General features: G+C 60.5%; 10 protein-coding genes. 9 read left to right on the top strand and 1 reads right to left on the bottom strand.

Annotated elements, in window-relative coordinates; genetic code table 11:
- Positions 1 to 146 precede the first annotated feature (146 nt).
- From AC07SU_RS28705 to AC07SU_RS28730, 6 genes are all read left to right on the top strand, one after another.
- Positions 147 to 524, top strand: a complete 378-nt coding sequence (locus AC07SU_RS28705; protein ID WP_494998991.1) for a YceK/YidQ family lipoprotein — start codon at positions 147 to 149, stop codon at positions 522 to 524.
- A gap of 153 nt (positions 525 to 677) precedes the next feature.
- Positions 678 to 2,435, top strand: a complete 1,758-nt coding sequence (locus AC07SU_RS28710; RefSeq protein ID WP_494998992.1) for a carbamoyltransferase family protein — start codon at positions 678 to 680, stop codon at positions 2,433 to 2,435.
- Complete coding sequence (locus tag AC07SU_RS28715; protein ID WP_494998993.1) at positions 2,436 to 3,332, top strand: antimicrobial resistance protein Mig-14; 897 nt, start codon at positions 2,436 to 2,438, stop codon at positions 3,330 to 3,332.
- Complete coding sequence (locus AC07SU_RS28720; protein WP_494998994.1) at positions 3,329 to 4,729, top strand: PIG-L deacetylase family protein; 1,401 nt, start codon at positions 3,329 to 3,331, stop codon at positions 4,727 to 4,729. The genes AC07SU_RS28715 and AC07SU_RS28720 overlap by 4 nt, the downstream gene beginning before the upstream one ends.
- Before the next feature lie 56 nt (positions 4,730 to 4,785).
- Positions 4,786 to 5,934 (top strand): glycosyltransferase, encoded by a 1,149-nt coding sequence (locus AC07SU_RS28725; protein WP_494998995.1) that lies wholly within the window; start codon positions 4,786 to 4,788, stop codon positions 5,932 to 5,934.
- Positions 5,931 to 6,812 (top strand): glycosyltransferase, encoded by an 882-nt coding sequence (locus AC07SU_RS28730; protein ID WP_494998996.1) that lies wholly within the window; start codon positions 5,931 to 5,933, stop codon positions 6,810 to 6,812. The genes AC07SU_RS28725 and AC07SU_RS28730 overlap by 4 nt, the downstream gene beginning before the upstream one ends.
- A gap of 56 nt (positions 6,813 to 6,868) precedes the next feature.
- On the opposite strand, the gene AC07SU_RS28735 is transcribed toward AC07SU_RS28730, so the two are convergent.
- Entirely contained in the window at positions 6,869 to 8,725 is a 1,857-nt protein-coding gene (locus tag AC07SU_RS28735) for an O-antigen ligase family protein (RefSeq protein ID WP_494998997.1), read from the bottom strand.
- A 158-nt stretch (positions 8,726 to 8,883) separates the two neighbouring features.
- On the opposite strand from AC07SU_RS28735, the gene msbA reads away from it, so the two are divergent.
- The 3 genes from msbA (at position 8,884) to AC07SU_RS28750 (ending at position 13,199) form a co-directional block, all read left to right on the top strand.
- Complete coding sequence (gene msbA / locus AC07SU_RS28740; protein WP_494998998.1) at positions 8,884 to 10,689, top strand: lipid A export permease/ATP-binding protein MsbA; 1,806 nt, start codon at positions 8,884 to 8,886, stop codon at positions 10,687 to 10,689.
- A 157-nt stretch (positions 10,690 to 10,846) separates the two neighbouring features.
- Complete coding sequence (hldE, locus tag AC07SU_RS28745) at positions 10,847 to 12,271, top strand: bifunctional D-glycero-beta-D-manno-heptose-7-phosphate kinase/D-glycero-beta-D-manno-heptose 1-phosphate adenylyltransferase HldE (RefSeq protein WP_176997167.1); 1,425 nt, start codon at positions 10,847 to 10,849, stop codon at positions 12,269 to 12,271.
- The gene (locus AC07SU_RS28750) at positions 12,264 to 13,199 is read left to right on the top strand and encodes an NAD-dependent epimerase/dehydratase family protein (RefSeq protein ID WP_494998999.1); all 936 of its coding nucleotides are present in this window, start codon (positions 12,264 to 12,266) and stop codon (positions 13,197 to 13,199) included. Before hldE ends, AC07SU_RS28750 begins: the two co-directional genes overlap by 8 nt.
- The last annotated feature ends 72 nt before the right edge of the window (positions 13,200 to 13,271 follow it).

A 13,271-nucleotide genomic window follows, 5' to 3' on the forward strand; every position in this document is an offset into this window, starting at 1 on the left:
CATAGACGCGCAAAAAGGCGCGAGTTTAATGGCTTGGCCGATTTTTACCATTTGAGAATCGTCCTACGCGGTCTACCCGGATTCCCGTGCTGGGTTGTGAAAGCCATCGATGTTAGCGTGGTCAGCCTAGCCAATGAGCATGGCCGATGGGTCAGAAGGAGTGGTTCGTGAGGATTGCGTCGACAGTCTGGTGGATAGCGATCTGCCTGGCGCTTGCCGGTTGCGGAACCATCAACACGGTTTTTCGCCCGGACGCCGTGGCCAGCCAGAACCTCAAGGATTCGCGCAGTCACTGTGAAAACGTACCGCGTATCTACAGCGGTGTGATCTACGGGTTTTGCACGCTCAACGGTGAACCCAGGCCTGAGAAAAGCCTGAAAGACCAGAGCGTGCTGGACAGCGCGGGCAATGCCTTCCCGGTCATCGCCATCGAAGCCGTGGCCTCGGGCGTGCTGGACACGCTGGTGCTGCCCTACACGATCTACCGCCAGAGCAAGGACGGCAGTATCGAGATCTACCGCTAGGGTGCAGTGACAACCGGTCACCACATTCCCTAGATCATCACGCGGCGTGTTTACGCTATAATCCCGCCCTTTAGCTGTTTCTCGCCCAGGCGAGAGGCACACTTTTTTCAGGCGCAACCCGCCTGCATGCAGACTAAAAGAGGCTAGACCCCTGTGGCATTGACGATTCTTGGCCTGTCCGGCGCCCTTAGCCATGATCCTTCCGCAGCCCTGTATATCGACGGCAAGCTGATCGCGGCCGCCGAAGAAGAGCGCTTCGTACGCGACAAACATGCAAAGAACCGCATGCCCTACGAATCGGCGAAGTTCTGCCTGGAACAGGCCGGCATCAAGCCTTCCGACGTTGACGTGGTCGCGATCCCGTTCGCCCCGATCAGCCTGTTCGGCGAAGCGCGTTGGCACTACGCCAAGCGTTACTGGTACGCCCCGGACCGCGCCCTCGACGCAATCCTGATGGGCAACCGCCGCTACAAGCGCTATCGCAACAAGATCGTCTGGTGCCTGGAGCAACTGGGCTTCGATCCGAAGAAAATCAAGATCGAGCCGGTTGAACACCACCTGGCCCACGCTTCCAGCGCCTACCACTGCTCCGGCTTCCAGGAAAAAACCGCGATCCTGGGCATCGACGGTAAGGGTGAGTACGCCACCACGTTCTTCGGCTACGGCGAGAACGGCAAGATCCACAAGATCAAGGAATTCTACGATCCGGACTCCCTGGGCGGCCTGTATGGTGCGATCACCGAGTTCCTCGGCTTCGAGATGCTCGACGGTGAGTTCAAGGTGATGGGCATGGCGCCGTACGGCGATGCCAGCAAATACGACTTCTCGCGCCTGGCCTCCTTTGAGAACGGCGAACTGGTGATCAACACCGAATACGCCAACGTCATCGGCCTGCGCCGTTATAAAGAGAAGGGCAAGGGCTTCTACTTCTCGCCAAAACTGATCGAGTGGCTGGGTCCGAAGCGCGAAGGCGATATCGCCGACGAGCCGTACATCCACTACGCAGCGAGCATGCAAGCGCTGTTCGAGAAGCTGGCCCTGCAGATGATCGACCACTACCTGGGCGACATCCTCAAGGACACCGGCAAGCTGGCCTTCGCGGGCGGCTGTGCGTTGAACGTGAAGCTGAACCAGAAAATCATTGCCCGTGACGACGTGAAAGAGCTGTTCGTACAGCCTGCGTCCGGCGATGCCGGCACAGCCGTTGGTGCGGCGGCCTACGTGTCCCACGCCCGTGGTGTGCCGGTGGAGAAGATGGAGCACGTCTACCTCGGCCCGTCCTACAGCAACGAAGACGTGATTGCCGCGTGCGCCAAGCACGAGAGCAAGCCGAACTGGCGCAAGATCGAGAACATGCCCAAGCGCATCGCCAAGATCATGGTCGACGGTAACCCGGTGGCCTGGTTCCAGGGCCGCATGGAGTTTGGCCCGCGTGCCCTGGGTGGTCGTTCGATCATCGGTTGCCCAAGCGCCACCGGCGTGGCCGATCGCATCAACCACCAGATCAAGTTCCGCGAGCGCTGGAGGCCTTTCTGCCCGTCGATGCTCGACACCGTGGCTCCGCAGATGATCAAGGTCGATCACCCTGCGCCGTTCATGACCTTCACCTTTGAAGTGGCGGAAGAGTGGAAGACCCGCGTGCCGGAAGTGGTCCATGAAGATGGCACCTCCCGCGCCCAGGTGCTCAAGCGCGAGTACAACCCGCGCTACTACGACATGATGAAAGAGCTGGAAGTACTGACCGGCAACGGCGTGTCGCTGAACACCTCGCTCAATCGTCGTGGCGAAGCGATGATCTGCTCGCCGAAAGACGCGCTGGACATGTTCTTCGGTTCCGACCTGCAGTACTTGATCATGGAAGACATTCTGGTGGTCAAGGACGGCGTGGACCCTTATGACGCTGTGGTCTAAATGCTGAACCGCTTTCAGGGCTGGCGTGAACGTGGCTGGGCGCCTGTCGAGGCCGAGGTTTACGCCCAGGCCTGGCAGCGTTTTGGCGGCAGTGTGGCCACTCATCCGCGCGTGATCGAGCGGCTGGCCAGCCTGGCGCAGATTCCCGTGCGTTACCTGGGCTGGGAGCAGGACGGCGAGCTCAAGGGGGCGATTGCCACCTGGGGCCGCGACCTGGCCTTGTCCAAGGACGTGCTCAAGCGCAGCGGCAAGAAAGGCCTGTTTGACCTGGGCAATGCCGAGATCATCCTGCCGATTGCTGCAGACGCGCAGTTGCCGGTACGCCATCGCGGGCGCTACCTGTCGGCGCTGAACGAAGGGCGCATCAGTACCCTCAAGCCTCAGGCCGAGCAATTGGCCATGGCGCGTACTCCTGAAGACCTCTCGAAGAAGTTTCGCTACAACCAGCGCCGCGAGTTGCGCTTGCTGGAAGAAGCGGGCGGTGTGGTGCGGGCGGTCGGCGAGTTTTCCAGCACTGAGCTGGCGGCGATCTATTGCGACCTGTTCCAGCGCCGCTGGGGGTTTGCAGCCACCGGCGCCGAGCGCCTGGCTGAAGTGCTGGAGCTGCTCAAGGAGTTTTTGATCGGCTCGGTGCTGTTTCTCAATGACGCCCCCATCGCCGTGCAGTTGGTGTACCGCGTCGAGGCGCCCGAGTGGGTGAGCATCGAGTACGTCAATGGCGGGGTCGACCCCGAGACCCGTGAGTTCAGCCCGGGCAGCGTGTTGAGCTTTCTCAACACACAAAGCGCCTGGGAGCAGGCGCGCGCACTGGGCAAACCGCTGCGCTTTTCCTTCGGGCGTGCCGACCGTGAATATAAAGAGCGCTGGTGCAACCCGGTGCCGGTGTTCAGCGTATGAGTCGCAAACAACAGTTGCTCAAGCGCCATCGGCGCAACAAACGCATTGCCCTATTAGTCAGCTTGCTGGTGTTGGTTGCGGCCGGCGTGCTGGTGGCCTGGTGGTTGCCGCTGATCCTGGCGGTGTTGTTGTGGGTGGCGCATGAAGCGTGGTTTGCCGACCACCTCTTCTACTCGCCCAAAGATGACTACCAGTACACCTTCGCGGCGGGCACCCAGCAGGCAGGCTTGCGCCTGGAAGCTGGCCGGCTGGTACCGGACGTGCCGTTGGGTTTGGTCGGTGATGAAACCCTGGTCGTCGAAGTGCAGCTTGAAAGCAGCTGGCTGGGACGTTTTCTCGACCCTGCGGTTGAGTTGTCGGGCGATCGCCAAGCGTTTGAGCGTGGTGTGTCCGGCAAGCGTTTTATCAACCTCACCGGTTCGGCGCAGGCGTTGGCGGCAGGCGAGTTGGGTTTGCGCGGTCGGTATTGCCGCGTCGTCGGTCAGCCCACGCTGTGGGTGTTCCGTCACCCGGACTACGCGCGTCAGCGGGTCATGGTGATCGCTCCCCATGCCGATGATGCCGAGCTGGCTGCCTTCGGCCTTTACAGCCAGGCTGATGAAAGCTGGATCGTGACCCTCACCGCTGGCGAGATCGAAGCTGAGCATTATCAACAGATGGGCCTGGCCAAAGCCGATGCGGCGCGCCTCAAGGGCCGCTTGCGCGCCTGGGACAGTATTGCCGTGCCGCGTTGGGCCGGGGTTCCCGAAGCGCAATGTGTGCAGTTGGGCTATTTTTGCCTGCAATTGCCGGCCATGCGTGCCACGCCGGATCAGCCACAGGCTTCTCGCGAGGCGCAGTTGGACGATACGCGGCTGTTCCGTCAGTTCAACGCTTTCGCATTACCGGGAGATGTGGACGGCGCGCCGACCTGGACTAACCTGATTGCTGATCTGCGCGCTGTGCTGCTCAAGGCACGTCCTGAGGTCATTGTGTTGCCGACGCCGGTACTGGATCCGCACCCGGATCACATCTGTGCGCATGCTGCGGTGATCGATGCCCTGCAAGGGTTGGAGTGGCAGCCGACGACATTGCTCGGTTATGCCAATCACCTGCATGATAATGACCGCTGGCCCATGGGCGATGCCGGTGCCGGTGTGGCGTTGCCACCACAGTTTGATGCGACTCAAATACTTGAGCCTTATTGCCGAGTGGTATCATTGAGCCATCAGCAGGACAAGGCCATGGCGTTGGGCATGATGCATGACTTGCAGCCACGTGCACCGTTCAAGCGTCGCCTGCGCCGGCTATTGCAGCAAGTCCTGGCCGGCCGTGACCCATCGCCCTATGGAGAGAATGAATTCTTCCGCAAGGCGGTGCGGCGTCACGAGTTGCTTTGGGTGCTGAAGCAGGACTGAGTCTTTATCTTTTCGTCAGGCTGCCCGCTCGCAGCTTGACTGCCCCATGGAGTGATATGAAACCTCGTTTCAAGGTTTTGCAGTTACAGCCGGACTATAACGTCAAGGTCAATGACTTCGCCGACCTCGGTGAGCAGATCGTCAAGGCGTTGCCCGCTGAGCGTTTCGAGGTCACGTCGGCGTTTCTCAGCGGGCGCCCGCAGACCGGCCAGCCCTTGAGCGTGGCGGACCACTCCAAATACTTCGAATTCCCCGAGAAAGCCCTCAAGGGCATCCGCCTGGGTGCCATGTGGGAAATCTACAAGTATTGCCGTGAACAGAAGTTCGACGTGGTCATCTGTAACCGCTTCAAGTCGGTGAACATGATGCTGTCGCTCAACCGCTGGCTGAAAATCCCATTGTGTATCGGCATCTCCCATGGGTTTGGCGAGTATGAGAGGGCCTACCGTCGGCGCCAGACGCGTCGTTTGGTCAGCCCGGCGTGGCGGTTTGTCGGGGTGTCGGCGGCGGTCAGGGATTACCTGGTCGACCTCGATTGTGGCTTCACGCGCGAGAACACCACCTTTGTCACCAACGCCATCGACATCCCCCAGGCTGAAGCCTTGCAGTTGCCCCGTGACCAGGCGCGTGAAGCCTTGGGGCTGCCCATGGATGCGCGCATCATCGGGGCTTTGGGCCGCCTGGTGCCGATCAAAGGCCACACTCATCTGCTGCAAGCTTTTGCACGCCTCAAAGACAAATACCCCAATGTTCAGGTCGGCATCATCGGTTCGGGCCGCGCCGAAGCGGACCTGCGTGCCGACATCGAACGCCTGGGCCTGACCGGTCGTGCACACTTGCTGGGCTTTCGCGAAGACGGCCTCAAGTACGTGCGCGCCTTTGATATCTGGACCATGCCGTCCTTGCTTGAAGGCCTGGGGTTGGCGTTGCTCGAAGGCATGAGTGGTCGCCTGCCGGTGATCGCCTCCAACGGCCCGGCCATGTTGCCGCTGGTTGAAGGGGCGGGTGGCTTGTCTCATGAGCCCGGCAATGTCGACCAGCTGACGGCGGCCCTGGACACTTATCTGGCGATGAGCGACGAACAATTACGCACCAAGGGTGAGCAGGTGTTCCAGTACCTGGAACAGAATCACGCCCTGGCTGAATTCCAGCAGAAATACCTGGACCTGATCGAAACCGGTTTGAAAGAAGTAGGTAGAGCATGACGACGCAACAACCCCTGGTCTCGGTGATTATCGCGTCCTATAACCACGGCCGTTACATCGAAGAAAGTATCCTCAGTGTGCTTGGCCAGACCTACCCCAACATTGAGTTGCTGGTAGTGGACGATGGCTCTACCGACGACAGTGTCGAGCGTATTCAGCGCCTGCAGGCCGAGCACGGTTTTGATTTCCAGGTGCAGAAGAACCAGGGCCTGACTGCGACGCTCAATGGTGCCATCGCGCGCGCCAAGGGCAGCCTGATCGCGTCGTTCGGTTCCGACGACATCATGTTGCCGGACCGTATCGCCATTCAGGTCGCGTATATGGACGGCAAGCCGAAGGTCGGGATGTGCGCCGGCAACATCGAATTGATCGATGGCGAAGGCAACCTGCATCCGGAGAAGAAGCAGCGTCGCGACGTGCCGTTTCGCAGCCTGGATTTTGACGACATGTTTATGGACCGCAAGCCTTTCCCGCCGGCGCCGACCATGCTGATTCGTCGCGAAGTGCTGGATGAAGTCGGCGGTTTTGATCCGGATATCCCACTGGAAGACCTGTTGATCCAACTGAAGATCACGGCCGCTGGCTACACCATCGATGCCCTTGGCGTAGTGATGGCGCGCTATCGCCAGCATGCCAGCAATACTTATAAGAACCACCGCTACATGATCCAGAACATCCTCAAGAGCTATGCTAAGTTCAGCGAACACCCGGCCTATGACGCCGTGCGTTACAACTTCCTGAACTCGATGTTCCTCAAAACGGCCGACCGTGACCGGCCGTTGGCGCGGGAAATCCTCAAGCAGATCCCGTTGAAGTTCTGGGGGCGCAAGACCTTGCGTGGGCTGGTGCGGCTGTATTTGTCGCCGCTCAGAAAGTGAGGCAATGCACGATATGAAAAAGGCGACTATCAGTCTGTGATAGTCGCCTTTTTTATTCAGATGGCGGGCTTGGCCAGGCTCAGCACCTGGGCGCGGATTTTAGCCGTGGCCTCTGGGGTGGCGACCGAGGCGTATCCTTTGGCCATTTGCTCGAAGTGGGTTTCGAACAACCAACTGCGGTCCTGCGGGTAGCGCTGCATATGGTTCAGGTTGCGCTGGCGCAGAGCATTGCGCAGGGGTGATGGGTAGATGCGCAGGTCAGCCACATCGATCAGGCCGAACTCACCGTCGTCCATCAACAGCACGTTACCCAGGTGCAGCGAGCGGAAGTACACGCCACGTTCGTGAAGTACAGCGACGAAGCGGCCGAACCGTTCGATCAATGACTCACGCAGGCTACTGTCCAGGCTTTGCAAGGCTTGGCGCAGGGTCAGGCCGGGCAATGGCGTGTAGACGACGGCGCTGCTGCCATCGGGCAAGGCGTGGAGGTTGAGGATCTGCGGAGCAGGGATCCCCAGGGTGCGCAATTGCTCGCTGTTGCTGGCGAATCGCTCGGAATACGGGTTGAAGCTGCCCGAGGTATACCAGCGGCGTGGGCGGAAAACCTTGAGGAAACGACCGTCTTCCAGGCGCAACACTTTTGGGCCAAGACCATCGGCTTCGATCACGTGGGCGTTGCTGCTCAGTTGATCAAATGCGGCAAGCTTGAGGTTTTCCACAGGCATGCGCAGCACACTGCGACGGCGCTGCGCGATGCTCAGGCCGGCGATGATTGCTAGCGGGATCCACAGCAGAAACCAGTGCTCCTTGGGGCGCGACAGGATGCCACCGCCTTCGGTGAGGCCGGCGCCGATGCCGTAGGCCAGCAGCGACGATGCCAGGATGAACAGTGGTTGTGCGCGTTGCTTGAGGCCTTTGTACAAACCCCAGCCGAGCATGAAAATCCACGGGATGAAGCCGATGATGCCGATGTAGTACAGAACGCCCAAGGCAAAGCTATGGGGTTCGCGCAGTTCGGTGCCTTCTGCCAGTGTCAGGTACAGCTCGGAGTCGTAGCTGTGGCCGATCCACGGGTGTTCGGCGATGCGTTGCAGTGACATGCCCCACAGTTCAAGGCGGAATGAGCTGCCGCGTTCAGTAATCGCTTCTGGGTAAAGCAGCAGGAGCCCGGCTGCGGCTACTACCATGCTGGCGATCAGCAGTGCTGAGCGGCGGTTGCGACTGACGAACGACATCCACAGGATGGCCATTGTCAGTGCCACCAAGGGCGTTCGCGAACCGGTAGCCAGTACGGTCGCCACCATGATCGTCAGGGCCGGTACGCTGAACCACAGCACCTGCAGGCGCTTGGTGGTCATGCACACGTACAGCCAATAGACGCAGAAAAAGCCAAAGATATGGGAGCTGAGCAATGGGTTATCGAGGGCTCCGCGCCCTCCAATCATGCGCATGCCGGGCGTGAAGCCCTTCGCAAAGACCACCAGGTTGCACAGGCAGACGACCAACGCGATCACGGCTGCGCTGAAGAAAATCGGCTTGAACAGTTCGTTACGGTAATGCAGCAACAACCCGCAGCCGGCAAAAAGCATGAAGGTGTGCAAGGGGCGCTTGAACAGGTCGGTATCGGCGGTGGGCGCTGGGCTCCACAGCAGACTGATCAGTGCCCAGGCGGAAAACACCAGGAAGGCGATCGCCAGAGGTTCACGCAATAACTCCTTGATTTCCCGGGGGCGCATGAGCAGGAGCAGCAAGGTTGGGGCGCTGAAGAAACCGTAGTAGAACTTGTGCAGCACATTGCGGTTGGTCACGAAGAACAGCGAACTGAGCAGCAGCAGCAAGCCAATGGGCAAAATCCATAGGACCAGGAAGTCGAAAACGCGATTTGAGCCATAGATAAGGCGCTTGGAGTGCATACAGAAAAGCCATTCCAGAAAGAGAAAGCCGACCATCTTAGAGTAGTGGCCATATAATGTCTCCGGTTGGATCCAACCGGGTTGCGGGTCATGCAGGGTGCAAGTACAACAGAGAAGCTGTGCTAAAGTCAGCCTCCTTTTTCAAAACGCCGCGTGATATGACCGACTCCAGTCCGAGCGCAAGCCCTTCGAGCTTGAAAATATACTTCCGCCTGCTCAGTTACGTTAAGCCCTATATGGGGTTGTTCGCGCTGAGTATCGTCGGATTTCTGATTTTCGCGTCGACCCAGCCAATGCTGGGTTACATCCTCAAGTACTTTGTCGATGGCCTGTCCAACCCGGAGGCCGTGCTGTTCCCCACCGTGCCCTTTCTGCGTGACCTGCAATTGCTGCAGGCCGTGCCGCTGCTGATCATCCTGATTGCCGCCTGGCAGGGCCTGGGCTCGTTCCTGGGCAACTACCTGTTGGCCAAGGTTTCCCTGGGCCTGGTCCATGACCTGCGGGTGCAGTTGTTCAACAACCTGCTGACACTGCCGAACCGCTACTTCGACAACCACAACTCGGGGCATCTGATTTCCCGCATTACCTTCAACGTGACCATGGTCACGGGGGCGGCGACCGATGCCATCAAGGTGGTGATCCGCGAAGGCATGACGGTGATCTTCCTGTTCGCCTCGCTGCTGTTCATGAACTGGCGCCTGACGCTGGTAATGATCGCCATTCTGCCGCTGATCGCGGTGATGGTGAGCACGGCCAGCAAGAAATTCCGCAAGCAGAGCAAGAAGATCCAGGTGGCCATGGGCGACGTGACCCACGTCGCGTCGGAAACCATCCAGGGCTATCGCGTGGTGCGCAGTTTCGGTGGCGAAGTCTACGAGGAAAAACGCTTCCTCAAGGCCAGCCAGAGCAACACTGACAAGCAACTGCGCATGACCCGCACCGGGGCGATCTACACCCCGGCGCTGCAACTGGTGATCTACACCGCCATGGCGGTGTTGATGTTCCTGGTTCTGTATCTTCGCGGCGATGCTTCGGCCGGTGACATGGTGGCCTACATCACTCTGGCTGGTTTGCTGCCCAAGCCGATCCGCCAACTCTCGGAAGTCAGTTCGACCATCCAGAAAGGCGTGGCCGGTGCCGAAAGCATTTTCGAGCAGCTGGACGAAGAGGTGGAGGTCGACCATGGCACCATCGAGCGCGACAAGGTCAGCGGTCGCCTGGAAGTGCGCAACCTGAACTTCACCTACCCGGGCACCGAGCGCCATGTGCTCAAGGACATCAGCTTCACCGCCGAGCCTGGGCAGATGATTGCCCTGGTGGGGCGTTCGGGCAGCGGCAAGTCGACTTTGGCCAGCCTGATCCCGCGTTTCTATCACCACGAGAGCGGTGAAATCCTGCTCGATGGCGTAGAGATTGAAGACTACAAGCTGCTCAACCTGCGCAGGCACATCGCCCAGGTGACCCAGCACGTGACCCTGTTCAGTGACACGGTGACCAACAACATCGCCTACGGCGACCTGGCCGGCGCACCGCGGGCGGACGTTGAAGCGGCAGCGCGGGATGCAAACGCCAAGGACTTCATCGACCAGTTGCCCAAAGGCTTCGACACTCAGGTTGGCGAGAATGGCGTGCTGCTGTCCGGCGGCCAACGCCAGCGCCTGGCCATCGCCCGCGCCTTGCTCAAGAATGCGCCGCTGCTGATTCTCGACGAGGCCACCTCGGCCCTCGACACCGAGTCGGAGCGCCACATCCAGGCGGCGCTGGACAAGGTCATGCAAGGTCGCACCACGTTGGTGATCGCTCACCGCCTGTCCACCATCGAGAAGGCTGACCTGATCCTGGTGATGGACGACGGCCGGATTGTGGAGCGCGGTACCCACGGCGAGCTGTTGGCACAGAACGGCTACTACGCCCGCCTGCATGCCATGGGCCTGGATGCGCCTGTCTCCGCCGACATCACCTAACGCTCTGTAGGAGCCGGCTTGCCGGCGATAGCATCACCTCGGTCCGACGCCCCACCGCAGTGATGCCATCGCCGGCAAGCCGGCTCCTACAGTGCAAAACCTCCCACCACCCTGTGCTAATATCGCGCCCCTGTTCATTTTGTATGTGGGTTGCTCCATGAAGTTGTCCATGCCGCGATTCGATCAAGCCCCTGTCTTGGTGGTCGGCGATGTCATGCTCGACCGTTACTGGCATGGCGGTACCTCACGGATTTCCCCTGAGGCACCGGTACCGGTAGTCAAGGTCGAGCAAATCGAAGACCGTCCAGGTGGCGCTGCCAACGTTGCCCTCAATATTGCCGCGCTCGGCGCCCCGGCCTCCCTGGTGGGGGTGACCGGCGACGACGAAGCCGCCGACAGCCTGGCCAACAGCTTGCGCGGGGCCGGCGTGCGTGCGTTGTTCCAACGCATTGCTCACCAGCCGACCATCGTCAAGCTGCGGGTGATGAGCCGTCACCAGCAATTGCTGCGTATCGATTTTGAAGAGCCCTTCTCCACCGACGCCCTGGCCCTGAGTGGCCAGGTCGACGAACTGCTTGAAGGAATCAAGGTGCTGGTGCTGTCCGACTACGGTAAAGGCGCTTTGAAAAACCACCAGGTGTTGATCCAGGCCGCCAAGGCCAAGGGCATTCCGGTGCTGGCCGACCCCAAGGGCAAGGACTTCTCGATTTATCGGGGCGCCAGCCTGATCACACCAAACCTCAGTGAATTCGAAGCCATCGTCGGCGGCTGTGCCGATGAGCACGAGCTGGTGAGCAAAGGCGCAGCGTTGATGGCCGAGCTCGACCTCGGCGCGTTGCTGGTGACCCGTGGCGAGCACGGCATGACCTTGCTTCGCCCCAATCATCCGGCGATCCACTTGCCGGCCCGTGCCCGCGAAGTGTTCGACGTGACCGGCGCTGGCGACACCGTGATTTCCACCCTGGCCGCTTCCATCGCGGCCGGTGAAGAGCTACCCCACGCCGTGGCCCTGGCCAATCTGGCGGCGGGCATCGTGGTGGGCAAGCTGGGTACGGCGGCCATCAGTGCACCTGAGTTGCGCCGAGCGATCCAACGCTCCGAAGGTTCGGAGCGTGGCGTGCTGGGTATCGAGCAATTGCTGCTGGCGATTGACGATGCCCGCGCCCACAACGAAAGCATCGTGTTCACCAACGGCTGTTTCGACATCCTGCACGCGGGCCACGTGACTTACCTTGAACAAGCGCGTGCCCAAGGCGATCGACTGATCGTCGCGGTCAATGACGACGCCTCGGTCAGCCGCCTGAAAGGCCCTGGCCGTCCGATCAACAGTGTTGATCGGCGCATGGCCGTGCTGGCCGGCCTGGGTGCCGTGGACTGGGTCATCAGCTTCCCTGAAGGGACGCCTGAAAACCTGCTGGCCCAGGTCAAGCCGGACGTGCTGGTCAAGGGCGGTGATTACTCGGTCGATCAAGTGGTCGGTGCCGATATCGTCAGCGCCTATGGCGGCAAGGTCAAAGTACTGGGCCTGGTCGAGAACAGCTCGACCACGGCCATTGTCGAGAAGATCCGCAACAATGAGTAAGGCTGAGAAGTGGGTCTTGATCACGGGTGGTGCGGGCTTCATCGGCTCGCACCTGGTGGATGCGTTGCTCGCCAAGGGCTACGCCGTGCGGGTGCTGGACGACCTGTCCACGGGCAAGCGCAGCAACCTGCCGCTGGACAACCCACAGGTGCAACTGATCGAAGGTGATGTGGCCAATGCTGAGTTGGTGGCGCAAGCCGCTGTCGGTATGACTGCGGTGGTGCACCTGGCAGCGGTGGCGTCGGTGCAAGCCTCGGTGGACGACCCGGTCAGCACGCACCAGAGCAATTTTGTCGGCACCTTGAATGTGTGCGAAGCCATGCGCAAGGCAGGTGTGAAGCGCGTGGTATTCGCTTCCAGCGCGGCGGTGTATGGCAACAACGGCGAGGGAGCTTCGATTGACGAAGAGACCACCAAGGCGCCGTTGACGCCCTACGCGTCCGACAAGTTGGCGGGCGAGCACTACTTCGATTTCTACCGTCGCCAGCATGGTCTAGAACCGGTGATTTTCCGCTTCTTCAACATCTTCGGGCCGCGCCAGGACCCGTCATCGCCGTATTCCGGCGTGATCAGCATCTTCAGCGAGCGTGTGCAGCAGGGCCTGCCGATTGCCGTGTTCGGCGATGGCGAGCAAACCCGCGATTTCATGTACGTGGAAGACCTGGTCGATGTGCTGGTACAGGCCATCGAAGCGCCCGAGGCACCGCTGGGTGCGATCAACGTCGGTTGGAATCGCACGACGACGCTCAAGGATGTGCTGCAGGCCTTGGAAGAGATCGTCGGCACGTTGCCGGCGGTGACTTACGGGCCGGCGCGTTCCGGGGACATCCGGCATTCGCGGGCGAATAACCAACGGTTGCTGGCGAGCTTCACCCTGCCCGAGCCCACACCGTTGAAGGTTGGCCTCGCCCGCCTCCTCAACCCCTAACCTCTGTAGGAGCCGGCTTGCCGGCGATGAGGCCCTGAAGATCACCTGAAGCTTCAGGCCGCTATCGCCGGC

Source organism: Pseudomonas sp. GW821-FHT05H12 (assembly GCF_059419385.1).

Excerpts from the sequence above, each read along its gene's own strand:
- AC07SU_RS28705 (WP_494998991.1), top strand. The coding sequence starts at position 147 with ATGGGTCAGAAGGAGTGGTTCGTGAGGATTGCGTCGACAGTCTGGTGG.
- AC07SU_RS28715 (WP_494998993.1), top strand. The coding sequence starts at position 2,436 with ATGCTGAACCGCTTTCAGGGCTGGCGTGAACGTGGCTGGGCGCCTGTC.
- AC07SU_RS28720 (WP_494998994.1), top strand. The coding sequence starts at position 3,329 with ATGAGTCGCAAACAACAGTTGCTCAAGCGCCATCGGCGCAACAAACGC.
- AC07SU_RS28725 (WP_494998995.1), top strand. The coding sequence starts at position 4,786 with ATGAAACCTCGTTTCAAGGTTTTGCAGTTACAGCCGGACTATAACGTC.
- AC07SU_RS28730 (WP_494998996.1), top strand. The coding sequence starts at position 5,931 with ATGACGACGCAACAACCCCTGGTCTCGGTGATTATCGCGTCCTATAAC.
- AC07SU_RS28735 (WP_494998997.1), bottom strand. The coding sequence starts at position 8,725 with ATGCACTCCAAGCGCCTTATCTATGGCTCAAATCGCGTTTTCGACTTC.
- msbA (WP_494998998.1), top strand. The coding sequence starts at position 8,884 with ATGACCGACTCCAGTCCGAGCGCAAGCCCTTCGAGCTTGAAAATATAC.
- hldE (WP_176997167.1), top strand. The coding sequence starts at position 10,847 with ATGAAGTTGTCCATGCCGCGATTCGATCAAGCCCCTGTCTTGGTGGTC.
- AC07SU_RS28750 (WP_494998999.1), top strand. The coding sequence starts at position 12,264 with ATGAGTAAGGCTGAGAAGTGGGTCTTGATCACGGGTGGTGCGGGCTTC.